Below are 18703 nucleotides of genomic sequence, written 5' to 3' on the forward strand. Positions count from 1 at the left end.
CGGCTTTAATTCATAACGTCACCTTAAACATGAGCCTAATCTTAAACATGAGCTTATCTTTAAACCAAAGCTTATCCTCAAATTAACGCTCATAAGCATCAGTGTGAAGACATGAAGATTTATAGATGAGTTAATATCAGTGAGTCAGTACACTGCATAAGCATATAAAAATGAGCCATTTATGGCTCATTTTTATTATTGATTGTTAATGCTATTGCTTACTACTTAGCAGTACATTGTTACCATTGATTGAGCGGGATTTTTAGAAAGTAATTATCTTCACCTTCTGGGGGCGGTAAGTGTCCAGCCCTAATGTTGAGTTGTATTGCAGGTAATAACAATGATGGCATCGATGTACCTTGATGTTGCTCTTGGTGCAATTGAATAAACTCATCCAAACCTATTTTACCGCCTACAACCCGATTAGTGCGTTTTTGAGCCAGGATTGAGGTTTCAACTATGTTGCTTTGTGTCCACGCAGTTTGCGGCTGATGACCAACAAATACCCGAGTGCTATTAGGCAAGGCTAATATTTTTTGAATAGAGTGGTATAATGTCGCTGCACTGCTGTTGGGGAAATCAGCACTCACGGTACCAATGTCGGGTGAAGCAATAACATCACCAACAAATACAGCATCTTCGATAAGGTAACTCACGCATGCAGGTGTATGCCCTGGAGTATGCATGATGTGTACATCTAAGTGACCTAACTTAATCAGCTCTTCATCAACAAACAACTGGTCAAACTGTTCACCATTACAATGAAAGCTGTCATCCAGGTTAAGGATCCGCTTAAACATATGTTGCACTTTAGTAATGTGCTCGCCTATACCAGTAGAACCACCGCGTTTCTGTTTGATATAACATGCAGCAGAAATATGATCGCAATGAGCGTGGGTTTCTAAAATCCATTCAAGCTCGTAGCCATTACTGTCTAGATAGTCAATCATACTGTCTGCTAACACAGTCGTTATTTTACCCGAGGCAATATCGAAATCTAACACAGGGTCAATAATGGCACTTTGACGCGAAGCAAGATCGGTCACCACATAACTCACAGAGTGACTGCTTGGGTGATAGAAGGGATCGATGCGGATTTTGCTCATGAACAATTAACTCCCAACAAAAAGCATTGCATTTTTGTTAGATAAAACCCTAATTCAGCCTTTATTTAGCGACATATCAAGGCGGTTATTAACTACAGCATAATGTTAACTGAAAACAAAATAGTAAACTGCGGCGAGAGTCGCAACAAAGGCCCTTCGGCCGCAGAATATGTGATATCGCGGGGGTTGCGTTGGCTAATAGAGATTACCCATTAATACGCCATTAACATAACCCACCATACGCTCACCTTAAGGTTTGCCACTTATGGTTTTCAATTGTTCTGTACTGCTGATGACCTTTTGTAATGAAAATGCACCGCGTAAGTCGCCTAATTCAAAGTTTATGGCTTTATCTTCTGGATAAGCTTGTTTAATTAGCGTGCTTAGCTCTGGAGTAATGTTACTGCCATGGCAGCCTAAACACAGTTCTTGTGTTGGAATGGCTTTCATATAACGAAACTCAGTCGTGTCACCGTTAACAATGTATTCACTCGCAACAATGGGAGCATCAGCAGCTTGCTTGCCTGCGGCTTTTGTTTGTTCAAATTGCGTTAACTGTGCCAACTCCCAGGCATCTGGTGTGTTATCACTATTACGCACGCGCAAACTGGTTCGTTTGAGTGTCCAACCGTCTTTAGAGTTTTCAGCAGCAATGCTAGGGGCAACTGACTTGCACACAGACACTCCGGCAGGAAGTCCACCTTGCTTAATAGCAGCTTGTAGCTGCCCTTTTAATGCCTGACTAAATTGGGCAATTTTTTGATTGGCTTCTTGCTCAAGTTGTTGTTCGGTTAATGGTTGTGCATTGACCATGGAACTGACACAAGATAAAAGTGCAATACTGCTTATGGCTAGGGTTTTAACAAATAAAATATTAGGAGTCTTTGTTGCGTTCATTATTTTTGTTCCTTTTCCTCTTGGGACCAGATGCGGTCTTGAGATATTCAAGGATCTACCTACAAACTTTGTGCCATGTCACAAAATAAAATAAAAAGCCTATTTTATAACGCTATAGGCTAAATAGTCGTTATTGATTTAATGTCCGCGACGTATCTTGTTGACAAAAATGTCACACACTGTCATTTTTGGTGGCATTAATGACAGCTAATTTAGCGCGCATGTTTATGAGAGCTAGCACAATGAAAAATACTACCGTTGTACAATCGATGATCAACGCAATAGATAAGCCGGCCATATTCATCACCCCCGATTATATTATTCATGCCGTAAACCAAGCGTATATTGAAACCTATGATACAGAGGTAACGTTAGGTAAAAGTCGTTGTCATCAAATATCTCATCACAGCGATGAACCTTGTGACAAACATGGCGAGGAATGTCCGTTACAGCAGTGCCAAAAAACCACTCGCGCAGCAAACGCCGTTCACATACACAGTACTGCTCAAGGTAAATCGTATTGCGACATTTTAATGAAGCCCATTAAAGATGATGCTGGCATGATCATGGGCTTTCTTGAGATTTTAGATTCCATTGACTATGCATCAACTGAATCAAAAAAAGACACCATGGTGGGCCAATCGGCTCCGTTTAAACAAATGCTCAATAAAATCAACCGGGCATCGCAATCAAACATCGCTGTATTGCTGCAAGGTGAAACAGGTGCGGGTAAAGAGTTAGTCGCAAAAGCCGTACACCAAGCCAGTAATAGAAGCGACAAACCGTTTGTGGTCATTGAATGTACCGGACTTAGCGAAAATCTATTTGAAAGTGAGCTATTTGGTTTTGAAAAAGGGGCTTTTACCGGCGCGACCACCAGTAAAAAAGGACTCATTGAAATTGCCCATGGTGGGACAGTTTTTTTTGATGAGATTGGTGATGTCCCCATGAACATGCAAGTTAAGTTATTGAGGTTACTCGAAACACAATGTTATCGAGCGGTGGGAGGCTTAAAGCAAAAACGATCTGATTTTAGATTAGTCAGTGCCAGTCATAAAAACTTACTTGAATTGGTGGATAAAGGTGAATTTAGACGAGATTTGTATTATCGCATCGCTGGTTTCCCAATATACCTACCCTCATTGCGTGAGCGACAAGATGACATTCCAACCTTGATCAATCATTTTATGAAGTTGTCAGACTATAAACACAAAAAGTTTTCAGCCAATGCGTTACAACTCCTTAGCAGTTACTCGTTCCCGGGTAATATTCGCGAACTAAGAAATATTATTGAACAGTCTGCGCTGATTGCTAATGAAGATTTGATCCATAGTAGTGATTTACCTGAAAGCATCAATGCAACCGCCAGCAAAGCAGCGACTCAACATACACCAGGCTTTGATGCTAGTGCTGTTAATCTCACTGAGACGAAAATGATGAGTTTAGATGATCTTGAATCCGAGTATTTATCGCAAGTGTGTCTACAATTTACAGGTTCGCCCGCCGAATTGGCCATTATACTCAATGTCAGCGTGCGAACCTTATATCGTAAATTACAACGATACGGTTTAAAGCTGTAAGCTTGCGTGATACTTCTGCTGCAATGTGAGCGCTTAACGAATAAAGTATTAAACGAAGAAGTTTAACTACGACTTTCACTTGAGTCGTTTAATTCGCACGTAATAACGAATGCTTTTTCTGGCAACAGCGCTTGATATGCATGGGTTCGCTTAAGTCTATATCACTTTCGCCATGTTCATGAGAATCACAATGTCCGCCATGACAACCACTTTCACCATGGTTATGATCGCAACATCCGCCTTCACCTTGTTTAGCGATATGCTTAGTTGAAGGTCTGCCCTGCGATGCATCAAGATATGGCTCACATTCAGCTAAGTGTTCGTTGGCAAAATAAGCAATCTCTGTACGACCATTTTTGGCATGAAAAACATCGAGTTGTTGGTTAAGTAACTTAGACAACAATTGTTGGCCAATATTTCTCACAATCACTCGGGTCGCGCCATGGGCTTTGATAAGTTCAACTAACTTACGTTTACCTTCACAGCCATCGCTCAATGCCGGATTATCAAATCGCGCAACAATACTGGCTTGTTCATTAACCATAATGAAACTCTCTGCTTTGCTAAAATGGTTAGCAATATGCTCATCTTTAATAGGTATGACTGTAATCATTATGTCCTCTCTTGCAGTTAATTCACTGCGATAATTAATATTGTTTGGTACCAGTTACCCAATCCTTTTTAGATTACGCACACAAGTAAATGGCATATGCTATTTATATACCCATTAATGGCATATGCCAAATACTTTTTTGTTATTTTGATTCTTACATCACAGTGTCTTCATACAATCTTGTTTGAGGCACGATTTTGATTTTAGTGGGGCTTGACGTTATCAGCGTTCGCGATTGAGCTTATGGTTGGCTTGCAGGGCAAGCCTGTTATATGAAAACCACTTATAAACAAGCGTGGTATAGCGTATGCCTCATCGTATTAACATGCCACAAGCGTGAGTCTGGTCGATTATTTGAACAAAAAAATCATTACAGCTGCAATAATTAATAAAAACCGACAATAACGTCACAAATAGCTGCTAAAACTAATAATTGATATATAACAATTACTTATAAAAACCCAACTCAATCACCTAGCAATAAATTGACGCAGTTATAGTGATCTAAATCAAACAATCGCTTGATAATTAGAGGTCTAATCATTAGTATTGTTATTAATTGAACGTTCAATTAATAACGTTTCAGCCAAAAAAGGATGTCACTAATGTCAAGACCAGCAATGAAAAACGTCAGACAACAACAGCTCATAGATGCCACGTTAATGTCAGTCGAACGTCATGGATTACAGCACACCACAATTAATACGATCAGTGGTTTAGCGGGTATGTCATCAGGGATCATCAGCCACTACTTTGGTGGCAAACAAGGGTTAATTGAAGCCACGCAAAAATTCTTATTAGAAGAATTGAAGCAAGCCTTACTGACCAGAACGTCAGGCAAAACATTAACCCCAATGGCAAGATTATCAATGATAGTTGAAGCTAACTTTACTGAACTTCAACGTTCTAGTGCGGCAACAAAAACGTGGTTAAGTTTTTGGTCTCAAGCCATGCACGACCCAGGACTGGCTAGACTGCAATACATCAATAATCAGCGTCTATACAGCAACCTGCTTTATTCATTTAAACAATTATTACCCAAAACAGACGCGATTAATGCCGCCAAACAAACCGCGGCAATTATCGACGGGTTTTGGTTACGCAGTGCGTTAAGCCACAGCCCTGTAGAAGATTTTAAGCAAGCCCAAATTTTATCTAAAGCCTTTATAGAGGCTGTGATCGTGCAACACGGAGAAATTGAATGTCAGCGTTAATCACATACCAAAATTACGTTCATGGTAAGTACATATCTAATGGCAGCGGAGAAACCTTCGAAGTCGTTAATCCTGCAACAGGCAGCGTAAGTTATTTAGTAGAAGTCGCGACAGAAGCGGTACAACACGCCGCAATTGAGAGTGCCAAAACAGGTTTTGCCGTGTGGTCAAAGATGACGCCGATGGAACGTAGCCGTATTTTGCTTAAAGCCGTCGCCCTACTTCGTGAACACAATGACGAGCTTGCCGCAGGTGAAGTGCTTGACACCGGTAAACCCTGGCAAGAAGCCTCGGTTGTTGATGTCGTTACCGGCGCAGATTCAATCGAGTTTTTTGCAGGTTTAGCGCCTAGCATTGAAGGTAATCAACAATCTATTGGTGATGACTTTTACTACACTCGCCGTGAGCCGTTAGGCATTTGTGCTGGCATTGGCGCATGGAACTATCCATTACAAATTGCATGCTGGAAAGCGGCCCCTGCACTTGCTTGCGGCAATGTAATGATTTTTAAACCCTCTGAAGAAACGCCTCGCGGTGCAATGCGTTTAGCAGAAATATTCACTCAAGCAGGCGTACCCGATGGCGTGTTTAACGTTGTTCAAGGTGATGGCCGTGTAGGTGCCTGGTTAACTACTAATGACGATATTGCCAAAGTGTCATTTACTGGCGAAGTCGGCACGGGCACCAAAGTGATGGCTGCAGCATCAAGTACCTTAAAAGAAGTGACCATGGAGCTTGGCGGTAAATCACCGTTAATCATCTTTGATGATGCCGATGTTGAAAATGCGGTATCAGCAGCCATGCTGGCGAACTTTTATACCCAAGGTGAAGTGTGTACTAATGGCACACGCGTATTTGTGCAAAAAAACATGTACCCACAATTTATTGAGCGCTTAAAGCAACGCACTGAAAATAATATTGTTTGTGGCGATCCGATGGATGCAGAAACCAATTTTGGCGCATTAATCTCACGAGCACATCAACAAAAAGTGCTTGAGTATATCGCTATTGGTAAAAAAGAAGGTGCCACCTTATTAACCGGTGGTGTGGCATTAAGCCCTGATAATGCACCTCATGGGTTCTTTGTTGCTCCTACTGTCTTTACTGATTGCACTGATGACATGACCATTGCCAAAGAAGAGATTTTTGGCCCGGTAATGTCAGTCTTTACCTTTGATGATGAAGATGAAGTGATTCAGCGAGCCAATAACACTCACTTAGGTTTAGCCGCTGGCGTATTTACCCAGGACATTACTCGCGCTCACCGTGTGATTCACCAAATGCAAGCCGGTATTTGCTGGATAAACGCCTATGGTGCATCGCCAGCAGAAATGCCTGTGGGTGGCTACAAGATGTCTGGTATTGGTCGTGAGAATGGCTCTGAAACCTTAAAAGCGTATACCCAAATTAAAGCGGTTTACGTGGGTATGCAGTCACTTGAAAGCCCATTTTAGGAGTGACCCAATTAATGTCTACGCAAATGTCTCATGAATACGATTATATTATTGTTGGTGCTGGTAGCGCAGGTTGTGTATTGGCCAACCGCTTAACCGAAAACCCAGACAATAAAGTATTAATTTTAGAAACTGGTGGTAGTGATAAGAGTATTTTTATCCAAATGCCAACCGCCCTTTCAATCCCGATGAATACTAAAAAGTATGCATGGCAGTTTGAAACACAAGCCGAGCCACATTTAGATAACCGTCGTATGCATTGTCCTCGCGGTAAAGTGTTGGGCGGCTCATCGTCAATTAACGGCATGGTGTATGTACGTGGTCATGCACGTGATTTTGACGAGTGGCAACAACATGGTGCAAAAGATTGGAACTATGCCCATTGTTTACCGTATTTCAAAAAAGCCGAAACATGGTCATTTGGTGGCAACGTTTACCGCGGCGACACGGGTCCTTTAGCGGTGAATAACGGTAACGAAATGAAAAACCCGTTGTATCAAGCTTTTGTGGATGCTGGTGTCGATGCCGGATACTTAGCGACGAGTGATTATAATGCCAGTCAGCAAGAAGGCTTTGGCCCAATGCACATGACCGTTAAAAATGGCGTTCGTTGGTCTACTGCAAACGCTTATCTTCGTCCGGCGATGAAACGCGACAATTTAACCGTAGTGACTCATGCGTTAGTGCATAACGTCATAATGCAAGACAAAACAGCCGTTGGCGTGCGTTACGAGCGTAAAGGCCAAATGATTGATGTGCACTGCAATAAAGAAGTGGTGTTGTCTGCAGGCTCTATCGGTTCGCCACACATTTTACAATTGTCTGGTATTGGCGATAAGCAAATCTTAGCCGACGCAGGAATTGAAACCGTTCACCACTTACCTGGTGTCGGTCAAAATCTTCAAGATCATTTAGAGTTTTATTTCCAATTTAAGTGCTTACAGCCTATTTCACTCAACGGAAAGTTAGACCCACTGAATAAGCTATTCATTGGTACCCGTTGGATTTTAGATAAATCAGGCTTAGGTGCGACAAACCATTTTGAATCTTGTGGCTTTATCCGCTCAAAACCCGGTTTAGAGTGGCCAGATTTGCAATACCACTTTTTACCTGCAGCAATGCGTTATGACGGTAAAGAAGCGTTTGCCGGTCACGGATTTCAAGTTCACATTGGCCATAACAAGCCAAAAAGTCGCGGTGCAGTGACCGTTGTCTCTAAAGATGCCAAGGTTGCGCCACAAATTCAGTTTAATTATTTATCGCATCAAGATGACATCGAAGGCTTTAGAGCTTGCGTACGGTTAACGCGTGAAATTATTAATCAACCTGCATTAGATGAATACCGTGGTGAAGAAATTCAACCTGGCTTAGCCATACAAACCGATGAACAAATCGATTCGTTTGTGCGCAGTTCAGTTGAAAGTGCCTACCACCCTTCTTGCTCATGCAAAATGGGTGAAGATGCCATGGCGGTGGTCGATTCAGACACTAAAGTACACGGCATTAAGGGCTTAAGAGTGGTTGATTCGTCGATTTTCCCGACGATACCAAACGGTAATTTAAACTCGCCGACGATTATGGTGGCCGAGCGTGCTGCTGACATTATTTTGGGTAAACAAACGCTAGCGCCTAGCTTTGCCAAGGTGACTATCGCCGATGATTGGCAATCTCAGCAGCGGGTAAAAGCGCCGAAAAGATCGCTGAGTTAATCCATCAGTTTGAGGTAAAGGTCTTTGGTCAACCTACAATTTTGTGAATGACCAATTTAGCTATGTTCAATCTATCAGGGTTTAACTATCGACAGCGATACTTAAGGCTTGAGGGCATAACCGCCTTTAAACATTGTTCTATGGCATTAAATAAAACATACAACAAGGAGCCAACATCATGTTTGCACACACAATTAAATCAGGAGTTAAGTAATGACGACCTGGTTATCAATAGGTATTTTATTTACGTTCGCCGCTATCGCATTTGTGATTTATCGCTGGGGTAATATGCAATGTATTGGTGTGACGCCTGTACGTAAGTTTACTTTTATTGCGATTCTCTTTACCTCTGGTTTAGATGTGGGACTGATTATGTTCCCGCTGACTGAATTTGCGGGATATGCCGATTTAGCCGCCAGCCCTGAGTATGGTTTTACCAATCCCCTCGCCATTGAGTTTGGTTTTTGGGCTTGTTTAATTTGGGCTTTTTACTTTTTAACCTGTTTCTATTTCTGTGTTATTGAACCCAGAGTGAAGTATTTTGAAATTCCGTTAATCAAGTTTATTAATAACCTGGTTATTATCGGTACCTGTGCGTTTACTGCATATTTACTCCTAAGTAACTTACCATGGTATTTACCTAACTTAGGTGACGGTGAATCGGTTGTGAGTACATTCTATCTCATTGTATTTATGGTAATTGCCGCTGCAGTATATTCAAGCACCAGCATTAAATATGTACGCTACCTAAGTTTAGGCAGTACCTGGTTATTCTTTGGCTTAATCGCGCTAATGTGGTCTGGTGCATTTTTGTCAGACGATTCAAGTGTGGGTGAATTCTTTACCACTTTTGCATTAATCGGTAGCTACTTTTCAAATATGCATGAGTTTGTCTTACCCATGAATGATTATCACGAGTTCTACTTATTCTGGTGGTTTGCTTGGAGTATTATGATTGGTCAGTTTACTGCGCGTTTTGTTGGCGGCATGAAAACCTATCAAGTATTACTGGCGATGATGGTATTTCCGTCTATCCCAATTGCAATCTGGTTTACTGTACTTTATTACTACAGCGCGAATGGTATCGACACCTCAGGGTTCTATAACCTTGCGATGGTCATCGTGGGCATCACGTTTGTGATTAACTCATTAGACTCACTAGTGCGTTTATACACAGATAATTTAAACCTCACAGTAGAGCGTTTTGGTAAAGTGCCGTATATCATAGGTAATGTTGTGTTACTGAGCGGATTAACCTTATTATTTAAGTTAGACTTCTTAGAAATTCAATGGGTTGGAGCATTAGCCATCGGCCTGATATTAAGTTGTTTCTTCTTTATTTTAAAAGGTCACTTAACTAAAGTGGCAGACATTGAACGCTCGCCAAAAGCGAACAAAATTGATTTTACAAAAATTGAGTTACTGGATTAATTAATAATAATACCCAAGGAATGATAATGAACACTAAAATTAAAACACTGGCGCTATTAAGTTTATTTGCCCTACCAACATCAGTGATGGCGGGAGATTTAAGCACCACAGTTAACGCAACATCAGATTACACCTTTAATGGTGTAAGCCAAACAGACAATGACCCGGCACTACAAGCTAGCCTTGATTATGCAATGGATGACGGTTGGTATGTTGGTGCTTGGGCATCGAATGTTGATTTCGGTAGCGGCGAAGATACCTGGCTAGAGCTAGATTTCTATGCTGGTAAATACTTTGAGCTGAATGACCGCGTGTCGTTAGATGCGGGTATTGCTTACTATACTTACCATGGTGATGATGCATCAGATGATTATTACTACCCAGAAATCTACACTAAATTTGGCTACACCTCGTCGTTAGGTCAAAGTGAATTAAACTTCTGGTACTCATGGGATTACTTTGGTTTAGATGCTGGCCATTACATTGCAATGGTTGCTCACACATTTACAGTGGCAGAAGGCCATGACATTCGTGTCAGTTTTGATCGCTCAACATCAAATGACAAAAACAAATGGTCATGGGATGGCGACAAGTCATACAACCATTACCGTGCTGAGTACATGACGAGCTGGGAAGGTTTTGACTTTAATGTTGCTGTTGAAGACACTAGCATGGATACAGATTTAAGTGATACTCGCGCTGTACTTTCAGTCTCGCGCACATTTAACCTGTAATTTGATCTACGCGACATAAGCAGAATAACGGTTCGCTGTTATTCTGCTTTTTTTGATTTTACGCATGAGTAATGACCTTATATCTGTTAAGGTGCGGGCAAAATTGCTAACTCTGTGGTCTAGAGGACATTATGGAAAAGTACGAACAATTATTAATTTCATTGCGCCGAGTGATCAGAGCTATCGATATACACTCGCGTCAATTAAATAAACTCTCTGGTTTAACAGGGCCGCAACTTATGGTGATGAAGAAAATCCATGAGCTTGACGCACCATTAGCAAAACAAATTGCCCAAGAAATTAATTTAAGTGCAGCAACAGTCACCACCATTATTGATCGACTAGAAAGCCGAAATCTGGTGATCCGTACGCGTAGCGAAACCGACAAGCGTAAAGTGCATTTATCGTTGAGCGATGCGGGTAATGAAATACTCAGTAGCGCACCTAAACCGCTTCAAGAACATTTTATTAAGCATTACCAAAACTTAGAAGAATGGGAGCAAAGCCAGTTATTGTCTGCGGTTGAGCGAATTGCGTCAATGATGGACGCAGATGACATTGATGCTGCGCCAGTATTATTAGTGGGTCAAATTCAAGCAGAAGCAGCTCAGTAAACTGCCCTGCTGAATGTTAAGCATTCAGATACACAAACGCGAGCATTGGCTCGCGTTTTTTATGTCTGGTTTATACCAATGTTGCCAATGTTACCAAGGCAAATCTTGACCATTTGAATGCTTGAACACACCCGATGTCTCCATCGAAAGCGCATCAATTAAGCCGATTAATCTTGATGCTGAATCAGTAGCTGAAATATCCCCGCCATAATTCACCATCTCGGTTTGTACATATCCTGGGTGATAAATGCCTACCGCTATCTGTCTTGGTGCTAAATCATGGCTAAGCGACATTGACGCTGCATTTAACGCGGCTTTAGACATTCTATAGCCATAGCGACCACCTGAATTGTTATCGGTAATCGATCCCATCCGAGAAGTGATCATCGCCACTTTTGCACCATTGACTAAATGTGACTGTAAAGATGCAACAACCCGAAGCGGTGCCAGCGCGTTGACGTCAAATTGTTGTCTTATGGTATCGAGATTAAGATGATCAAGTCTTTCGTCGCGTAAAATGCCAGCATTACAAATTAACAGATCAATGTTTACGCCACGTAAACGGGTTTGCATGATTTCAATGCCAGCATCTTGCGTAACATCAACACCTTCAATGACTTTAACATTGTCACCTAGGGCAGCAAGTTCCACTGACGATTGACGACAAAGCGCATAAACAAGCTTATTTTGCTGCGCATATAATGTCGCGAGCGATAAGCCTATGCCGCGATTTGCACCAGTGATAACAACCGTTTTCATGCGGGTTCCTTATTATCATTTGATTTAACAGTAATCATTTTGCCTTTAAACGCGCCAAATAACGCTATACACGCACCAGCAAAAGCGGCAAATGAACAGATTAGGCGATAATCACTGTTTTCAAGAAAGAAATTGGTAACGCTAAACACCAATAGCAGCAACATGCCAATGTTTTTAATGCGCATCATTTTAGGTTCAAACATCAGCCAAGTGTTACATTTAGGGCATTGTGCTTCGACACCGTTATCGCCTTTGCGCACCACTTTTAATGCTCTTCTGGCAAATTGACTGTTACAGCTTGGACATTCCATTTTATCAACCTCATTTATCTCAATCACATTCAGCTCTATCACAATATGATACCGCGCTGTTGGTGTCTGATAAAGTTGCAATACAAATTATCATTTTAATGTGATTGAATATAATTATTGAATGAACGCTCAAAATAGTTATTGAACACTCGTTACAGTTAGTTTATAGTCATTACATCGTCTAAAGGTTGAGTGTTAACCTAATAAATACAGGATATAAGATGAACTATTCTATTGGTTTTGATGTGTACGGCACCCTTGTCGACCCAGTTGATATGGGGCAGCACCTTGAGAATCTTATTGGCGATAAAGCCTCTGAATTTGGCCAGTTATGGCACGACAAGAAAGTTGAATATGCCTTTAGACGCGCGCTGATGCAGCAATATGCTGACTTTACTGTTTGTACTCAACAGGCGCTACAATATTGTTTACGTGTTTATCAGATATCATTGACGTCTACCGAGCAACAGCAGTTAATGGCAAAGTTTGCTGAGTTAAACGCGTTTGATGATGTGATCCTTGGGCTTAAAAAGCTCAAAGAGCAAGGTCATCAGATAGCGGCATTTTCTAATGGACCTGAATTGTCTGTGCGAACGTTAATGGCTAACTCGCAGATTTTGCCACATTTACACCGTGTGATCAGTGTTGACGATTTACAGACTTACAAACCCAATCCGGATGTTTACCAATATTTAATGAGGCGCATGCAAGCTGATATGAACTCATGCATGATGGTATCGAGTAATCCTTGGGATGTGATTGGCGCTAAATCGGCTGGTTTACAAGCTGTATGGGTAAAACGAAGCCCCAGTAAAATATTTGACCCATGGGAAATTCAACCTGATTTGATCGTGAGTGATTTGATTGAATTAGCCGAAGTGCTCAAGGGTTAGGCGTAATAACTCACTTTTTATTGCAGCTGTTATGACTTATTTAAATAGTGATCGCTTAAACTGATGATACTCGTTAGTGATGCACGATTAATTAAGCATATTTAGTGCTAAGCCTATTTAGTGCAATAGAAATTAGTGAAATTGAACTTAGCGACAACAGACAGTTTGCAAACGATTATTGCGACAGATTGATGATAAAAAGATTATTTACAACACATTATTAGTATCACGCCATATTTAATGGTGACATTACATTATCGAATTTGAGGAGATTTTATGAGTAATCAATATGTTCCACCTAAAGTGTGGGTTAACGAAGCCAGTAGTGCTAACAAATGGGCCAATATTAACAGCCCTGTCGCTGGCGCCCGATTTGAAAAAACTCTGCCAGTTGGTGAACATGCATTACAGTTATATTCATTAGGCACGCCTAATGGTCAAAAAGTCACGATTATGCTTGAAGAGCTATTGGCGCTTGGCGTAAAAGAAGCGGAATACGATGCGTATTTAATTAATATCAGCGAGCTAGATCAGTTTTCATCCGGCTTTGTTGGGGTTAACCCCAACTCTAAAATCCCAGCATTGGTGGACAAATCAGGTGCTGAAGACATCAATGTGTTTGAGTCAGCCTCAATTTTGGTGCATCTAGCTGAAAAATTTGGTCATTTCTTGCCTAAATCAGGCCCTGCAAGAACGCAAACGTTTAACTGGTTATTCTGGGCGCAAGGCTCGGCACCGTTTCTGGGGGGTGGTTTTGGTCACTTCTATGCTTACGCCGATGAAAAGCAAGAATACCCAATCAATCGCTTTGCGATGGAAGTTAAGCGTCAGTTAGATGTATTAGATAAGCAATTAGCAAATAACACCTTTATCGCCGGCGAAGACTTTACCGTTGCCGACATGGCTATTTGGCCCTGGTATGGCAACCTGGTATTAGGCAACTTATATAGCGCTGCAGAGTTTTTAGATGTTGCCAGTTATAAAAATGTTGTCCGTTGGGCTAACCAACTATTACAGCGTCCTGGTGTGCAACGTGGCAAAATTGTCAATACATCATGGGGTGATGTGAGCTTAGCTGAACGTCACAGTGCAGCTGACATTGATGCTGCACTTAACAGTGAAAAATAACCTGTACTAAGGGTATTTTAAGCCAATAAAAAACCTAGCAATGATTGCTAGGTTTTTTTATTGGTTAATGCCTCAAAAGCCTTAACTGAGTTTAAATCACCATGGCCAACTCGGCACCCTGACGAATAGCACGCTTAGCATCAAGCTCTGCTGCCACATCGACTCCACCAATAAGATGAACAGGTAAGCCACTGGCTTTCATTTCATCCACTAATGTGGTGTTAGACACTTGTCCTGCACACAATACAACGTTATCAACGGCAAGAATTTCAGAGTGTTCACCCACTTTGATGTGCAGACCTTGCTCATCAAACTTTTCATAACTCACACCGGTTTTCATTTTCACTTCATGCTGCTTTAACACACTGCGGTGGATCCAACCTGTGGTTTTACCCAGGCCTTTACCCATTTTGGTGGTTTTACGTTGCAGCAGATACACATCACGACCCGGATGATGTTCAGCCTCTTCGGTTAAACCGCCAGCATGTTGGTAGGTTTTATCGATACCCCATTGCTGTAACCATTTATCGGTTTGTAAGCTGGTCGATTCACGTTCACATAAAAAGTGCGCCATATCAAAACCAATACCGCCAGCACCGATTAACGCAACAGTTTGACCAATTTCAACCTGACCATTGAGCACTTGTTGATAATCAACCACTTTAGGATTATCAAAGCCCGGTAATTTAAGTTCGCGCGGCACCACACCAGATGAAATAACCACTTCATCAAACTTTTCAGTGGCTAACACAGAAGCATCCAATTTAGTGTTTAAACGTAAATCAATCTTGTGTAATTTAATCTGATTAATAAAGTAACGAATGGTTTCGTTAAATTCTTCTTTACCTGGGATTTTACGCGCCAAGTTAAACTGACCACCGACTTCAGATTTGGCTTCAAACAACACCACATCATGGCCCCGAGTTGCGGCATAAACTGAAAACGCCATCCCTGCAGGGCCTGCGCCCATCACCGCGATGCGTTTCTTATTCGTGGTGGGTGTAAAGTTGATTTCGGTTTCGTAACATGCACGCGGATTGACTAAACAGGTGGCACGTTTCATCGAAAACGTGTGGTCTAAACAGGCTTGGTTACAACCAATACACGTGTTGATGAGTTCTGGGGTATTAGCCGCTGCTTTATTGACAAATTCAGCATCGGCCAAGAAAGGACGCGCCATTGACACCATGTCAGCTTGACCTGATGCAATAATCGATTCACCAATTTCAGGGGTGTTAATTCGGTTTGTAGCAATTAACGGCACCTTGACTTCTTTTTTAAGTCTTTCAGTCACCCAGGAAAATGCACCACGAGGAACACTTGTGGCAATGGTCGGCACACGCGCTTCATGCCAGCCAATCCCGGTATTAATAATGCTGACCCCGGCTTGCTCTAGCCACTTGGCTAATTGCACGACTTCATCCCATGTTGAACCGTTGTCAACTAAATCGAGCATCGACAGGCGGAACACAATAATAAAGTCTTTACCGACTTTTTCACGAATAGCTTCAACAATTTTTACTGGAAATTGTGCGCGGTTATCAAAACTGCCGCCCCACTCGTCACTGCGTTTGTTAGTGCGCGTGCTGATAAATTGGTTAATCAAATAACCTTCAGAGCCCATAACTTCAACACCGTCATAGCCCGCTTTTTTGGCTAATGCGGCACTGGTGGCATAATCTTTAATGGTGCTGCGCACTTGGCGGCCTGACATGGCGGATGGTGTAAACGGAGTGATCGGAGATTTTATTTTGCTCGGCGCTAAACTGAATGGATGGTAACTGTAACGGCCGGCATGCAATATTTGCATACAAATTTTTCCGCCGCCATCATGTACGGCATCGGTAACAATTTTATGTTTACTCACTTGCCAAGAAAAGCTTAACTGGCAAGCATTAGGCGCTAAACGCCCACGTAAATTAGGGGCGATACCACCGGTCACGATTAAGCCTACACCGCCTTCAGCACGTTCTTTATAAAACGCTGCCAGTTTCTCAAATCCGCCTTTTTCTTCTTCTAAGCCTGTGTGCATTGAGCCCATTAACACGCGATTTTTCAGCTGTGTAAAGCCTAGATCTAAAGGTTCTAGTAAGTGTGGAAACGACATTCAAACATCCTTTTTAAACAAGTGATTTAAACCAGCATACAACGACAATTTGAATTGCTCAATCATTTAAACGGTCGTTTGTTAAAAACCTTTACAATTGAGTTTCACATTTAGGTTGATTTTCAGTTAGGATGACTGCATTAGACTGATAAAGGAGTGGCTAATGTCCGCTAAACCCTCGTTTTTAAAAAGAATGTTTTTACTGTTGTGGAATACGGTAAACACCATTCGCAAGCTTATAATTAACTTTATATTTTTTGGTGTATTAGCCATCATATTTGTGGCGGTGCTCAGCAGTGAAGATGAAGTCGTGGTTGAAGATCAATCCGCTTTAGTCCTGAACTTATCGGGCAGCATTGTGGATCAAAAGCACTATGTTGACCCATTTGAAGCGGCATTAACCCAGGGGCAGGATAACGACCCTAGCGGTGAAATATTATTGGCAGACGTGCTGTACACCATTAATAATGCGACAGAAGATAAGCGCATTACTAGCATCGTACTTGATTTAGCCAACCTACAAAGCGCTGGGATCAGTAAAATGACCGCCATTGGTGAAGCGTTAACCGAGTTTAAAGCTGCCAACAAGTCAGTTATTGCCATGGCGAATGGTTATGATCAAGACCAGTATTTCTTGGCCAGCTTTGCTGACAAGATTTACCTAAATACTAAAGGTATGGTGTCACTTGATGGCTTAAGTCGCTACCGCTTGTATTACAAAGCGGCACTCGAAAAACTGAACATCACCACCCATGTCTTCCGTGTCGGTACGTTTAAATCTGCCGTTGAGCCATTTATTCGTGATGACATGTCTGAAGCAGACAAAGAAGCCAGTAAAGTATTACTCGGTGACATGTGGCAAAGCTACTCCACTATTGTTGCGAGTAACCGTCAAATTGCGCCTGATCAATTAGTGCTCAGCACTGATGCCTACCTTGAGCAATTAGAGCAAGCCGATGGCGACAGCGCACAAATGGCGATTAACATGAAGTGGGTTGACGAATTAGTCTCTGCTGATGCGTTTCGTTTAGCCATGATGCAGCGTGTAGGTGCTGATAAAGAAGGTAAAAACTATCGTCAAATTAGTTTTAATGATTACCGCAGCGTCACAGCTCCTATACCACAGTTTATAGAAAATGATTCTGTCGCAGTAATTGTCGCTAAAGGAAACATCCTTAACGGCAAACAACCTGCAGGTCAAATTGGTGGCGACAGTACCTCTGAACTGCTAACAAAAGCACGTTTTGACGACAAGGTGAAAGCGGTTGTACTACGTGTAGACAGCCCTGGTGGCAGTGCATTTGCGTCAGAACAGATTCGCCAAGAAGTATTGGCACTCAAAGCGGCTGGCAAACCTGTTGTGGTTAGCATGGGCAGTTTAGCCGCATCAGGCGGCTATTGGATTGCAGCCAGTGCAGACTATATTATTGCAACGCCAACCACCCTAACCGGCTCGATTGGTATTTTTGGTATGTTTGCCACTTTTGAGAAAGCACTGACTCATATTGGTGTCACATCAGACGGCGTTGCCACATCAGACTGGGCCGGTTTATCTCCAGCTCGCGAGCTGAGTCCACAAGTTGCTGCAGTGATTCAACGTCATATTGAACGCGGTTATCACGAGTTTATCTCGTTAGTGGCGCAAGAGCGCCATATGACCTTAGAACAGGTTGATAGCATTGCTCAAGGCCGCGTCTGGACAGGTAAACGTGCGCTGACCTTAGGGTTAGTTGATGAATTAGGCGATATGGAAGCGGCATTAGCCAAAGCAGCAGAATTAGCCAAAATGGATAAGTTTGATGTGAAGCTTATCGAGCAAGAATTATCTGCTGAACAACAGTTAATGCAACAAGTTCTCGGCGCGTCAGCATCATATATGCCAGAAAGTTTTGGTAAAACAACCATGGTTGAGAAAATGGTTAAGCAATGGGCGGGGGTTTATGAAGAGTTTTCAAAATTTGATGACCCAAATAATGCTTACCTTTATTGTGAACAATGTAGCTATTAATCACGGTTAGCCCTCTTTTGCAGAATAACCAAGCCGCATAAGATGAAGATTATTCAAAAAAAGCCTGCATTGCAGGCTTTTTTATTGGGTATCGTTAAATAAACTCGTATAATTTGCGATATCTTCAATGGTTGCTTTATTTGAG

16 protein-coding genes are annotated in these 18703 nt (G+C 41.9%); 10 read left to right on the top strand and 6 right to left on the bottom strand.

What is annotated here, in order from left to right:
• Positions 1-239: 239 nt before the first annotated feature.
• Both AC19MV_RS14265 and AC19MV_RS14270 read right to left on the bottom strand, forming a co-directional pair.
• A complete protein-coding gene (locus AC19MV_RS14265) occupies positions 240-1106 on the bottom strand; it encodes an MBL fold metallo-hydrolase (RefSeq protein WP_498308372.1) in 867 nt (288 codons plus the stop codon).
• 249 nt (positions 1107-1355) lie between these two features.
• On the bottom strand, positions 1356-2003 hold the full coding sequence (locus tag AC19MV_RS14270; RefSeq protein ID WP_432401891.1) for a Tll0287-like domain-containing protein: 648 nt from the start codon (positions 2001-2003) through the stop codon (positions 1356-1358).
• A 242-nt stretch (positions 2004-2245) separates the two neighbouring features.
• Here AC19MV_RS14270 and AC19MV_RS14275 point away from each other — a divergent pair, with 242 nt between their 5' ends.
• The gene (locus AC19MV_RS14275) at positions 2246-3583 is read left to right on the top strand and encodes a sigma-54 interaction domain-containing protein (RefSeq protein WP_498297473.1); all 1338 of its coding nucleotides are present in this window, start codon (positions 2246-2248) and stop codon (positions 3581-3583) included.
• An 88-nt stretch (positions 3584-3671) separates the two neighbouring features.
• Here the strand turns inward: AC19MV_RS14275 and AC19MV_RS14280 are convergent, their stop codons facing one another.
• The gene (locus tag AC19MV_RS14280; RefSeq protein WP_498308374.1) at positions 3672-4196 is read right to left on the bottom strand and encodes a NifB/NifX family molybdenum-iron cluster-binding protein; all 525 of its coding nucleotides are present in this window, start codon (positions 4194-4196) and stop codon (positions 3672-3674) included.
• A gap of 605 nt (positions 4197-4801) precedes the next feature.
• Between AC19MV_RS14280 and betI the strand changes: the two genes are divergently transcribed.
• The 6 genes from betI (at position 4802) to AC19MV_RS14310 (ending at position 11352) form a co-directional block, all read left to right on the top strand.
• Complete coding sequence (betI, locus tag AC19MV_RS14285; RefSeq protein WP_432401897.1) at positions 4802-5410, top strand: transcriptional regulator BetI; 609 nt, start codon at positions 4802-4804, stop codon at positions 5408-5410.
• Positions 5398-6864 (top strand): betaine-aldehyde dehydrogenase, encoded by a 1467-nt coding sequence (betB, locus tag AC19MV_RS14290; RefSeq protein ID WP_498308376.1) that lies wholly within the window; start codon positions 5398-5400, stop codon positions 6862-6864. Before betI ends, betB begins: the two co-directional genes overlap by 13 nt.
• A 26-nt stretch (positions 6865-6890) precedes the next feature.
• Complete coding sequence (gene betA / locus AC19MV_RS14295) at positions 6891-8573, top strand: choline dehydrogenase (protein WP_498308531.1); 1683 nt, start codon at positions 6891-6893, stop codon at positions 8571-8573.
• Positions 8574-8786: 213 nt separating this feature from the next.
• On the top strand, positions 8787-10004 hold the full coding sequence (locus AC19MV_RS14300) for a BCCT family transporter (RefSeq protein ID WP_498308378.1): 1218 nt from the start codon (positions 8787-8789) through the stop codon (positions 10002-10004).
• Between the two features lie 26 nt (positions 10005-10030).
• Entirely contained in the window at positions 10031-10738 is a 708-nt protein-coding gene (locus tag AC19MV_RS14305) for a TorF family putative porin (RefSeq protein ID WP_498308380.1), read from the top strand.
• A 131-nt stretch (positions 10739-10869) separates the two neighbouring features.
• Positions 10870-11352, top strand: coding sequence for a MarR family winged helix-turn-helix transcriptional regulator (locus AC19MV_RS14310; RefSeq protein ID WP_432401905.1), 483 nt, complete (start codon positions 10870-10872; stop codon positions 11350-11352).
• A 90-nt stretch (positions 11353-11442) separates the two neighbouring features.
• On the opposite strand, the gene AC19MV_RS14315 is transcribed toward AC19MV_RS14310, so the two are convergent.
• Together AC19MV_RS14315 and AC19MV_RS14320 are read right to left on the bottom strand one after the other, a co-directional pair.
• A complete protein-coding gene (locus tag AC19MV_RS14315) occupies positions 11443-12111 on the bottom strand; it encodes an SDR family oxidoreductase (protein WP_498308382.1) in 669 nt (222 codons plus the stop codon).
• Entirely contained in the window at positions 12108-12449 is a 342-nt protein-coding gene (locus AC19MV_RS14320) for a zinc ribbon domain-containing protein (RefSeq protein ID WP_498308384.1), read from the bottom strand. The genes AC19MV_RS14315 and AC19MV_RS14320 overlap by 4 nt, the downstream gene beginning before the upstream one ends.
• A gap of 194 nt (positions 12450-12643) precedes the next feature.
• On the opposite strand from AC19MV_RS14320, the gene AC19MV_RS14325 reads away from it, so the two are divergent.
• Positions 12644-13315, top strand: a complete 672-nt coding sequence (locus AC19MV_RS14325; protein WP_498308386.1) for a haloacid dehalogenase type II — start codon at positions 12644-12646, stop codon at positions 13313-13315.
• A gap of 276 nt (positions 13316-13591) precedes the next feature.
• Complete coding sequence (yghU, locus tag AC19MV_RS14330) at positions 13592-14443, top strand: glutathione-dependent disulfide-bond oxidoreductase (protein WP_498308388.1); 852 nt, start codon at positions 13592-13594, stop codon at positions 14441-14443.
• Positions 14444-14534: 91 nt separating this feature from the next.
• Here the strand turns inward: yghU and AC19MV_RS14335 are convergent, their stop codons facing one another.
• Positions 14535-16550 carry an oxidoreductase gene (locus AC19MV_RS14335; RefSeq protein ID WP_432401915.1) on the bottom strand — a complete coding sequence of 672 codons (2016 nt, stop codon included), beginning with the start codon at positions 16548-16550 and terminating at the stop codon, positions 14535-14537.
• A gap of 163 nt (positions 16551-16713) precedes the next feature.
• On the opposite strand from AC19MV_RS14335, the gene sppA reads away from it, so the two are divergent.
• Entirely contained in the window at positions 16714-18558 is a 1845-nt protein-coding gene (gene sppA / locus AC19MV_RS14340) for a signal peptide peptidase SppA (protein WP_498308390.1), read from the top strand.
• Positions 18559-18703: the final 145 nt, after the last annotated feature.

The sequence above is a fragment of the Shewanella sp. MF05913 genome (assembly GCF_059758095.1).

What these genes read in the sequence shown, in the direction of transcription:
- AC19MV_RS14305 (WP_498308380.1), top strand. Translation starts at nt 10,031, where the DNA reads ATGAACACTAAAATTAAAACACTGGCGCTATTAAGTTTATTTGCCCTA.
- AC19MV_RS14275 (WP_498297473.1), top strand. Translation starts at nt 2,246, where the DNA reads ATGAAAAATACTACCGTTGTACAATCGATGATCAACGCAATAGATAAG.
- AC19MV_RS14265 (WP_498308372.1), bottom strand. Translation starts at nt 1,106, where the DNA reads ATGAGCAAAATCCGCATCGATCCCTTCTATCACCCAAGCAGTCACTCT.
- betI (WP_432401897.1), top strand. Translation starts at nt 4,802, where the DNA reads ATGTCAAGACCAGCAATGAAAAACGTCAGACAACAACAGCTCATAGAT.
- AC19MV_RS14310 (WP_432401905.1), top strand. Translation starts at nt 10,870, where the DNA reads ATGGAAAAGTACGAACAATTATTAATTTCATTGCGCCGAGTGATCAGA.
- AC19MV_RS14280 (WP_498308374.1), bottom strand. Translation starts at nt 4,196, where the DNA reads ATGATTACAGTCATACCTATTAAAGATGAGCATATTGCTAACCATTTT.
- AC19MV_RS14325 (WP_498308386.1), top strand. Translation starts at nt 12,644, where the DNA reads ATGAACTATTCTATTGGTTTTGATGTGTACGGCACCCTTGTCGACCCA.
- betB (WP_498308376.1), top strand. Translation starts at nt 5,398, where the DNA reads ATGTCAGCGTTAATCACATACCAAAATTACGTTCATGGTAAGTACATA.
- sppA (WP_498308390.1), top strand. Translation starts at nt 16,714, where the DNA reads ATGTCCGCTAAACCCTCGTTTTTAAAAAGAATGTTTTTACTGTTGTGG.
- AC19MV_RS14300 (WP_498308378.1), top strand. Translation starts at nt 8,787, where the DNA reads ATGACGACCTGGTTATCAATAGGTATTTTATTTACGTTCGCCGCTATC.
- AC19MV_RS14335 (WP_432401915.1), bottom strand. Translation starts at nt 16,550, where the DNA reads ATGTCGTTTCCACACTTACTAGAACCTTTAGATCTAGGCTTTACACAG.
- AC19MV_RS14270 (WP_432401891.1), bottom strand. Translation starts at nt 2,003, where the DNA reads ATGAACGCAACAAAGACTCCTAATATTTTATTTGTTAAAACCCTAGCC.
- betA (WP_498308531.1), top strand. Translation starts at nt 6,891, where the DNA reads ATGTCTCATGAATACGATTATATTATTGTTGGTGCTGGTAGCGCAGGT.
- yghU (WP_498308388.1), top strand. Translation starts at nt 13,592, where the DNA reads ATGAGTAATCAATATGTTCCACCTAAAGTGTGGGTTAACGAAGCCAGT.
- AC19MV_RS14315 (WP_498308382.1), bottom strand. Translation starts at nt 12,111, where the DNA reads ATGAAAACGGTTGTTATCACTGGTGCAAATCGCGGCATAGGCTTATCG.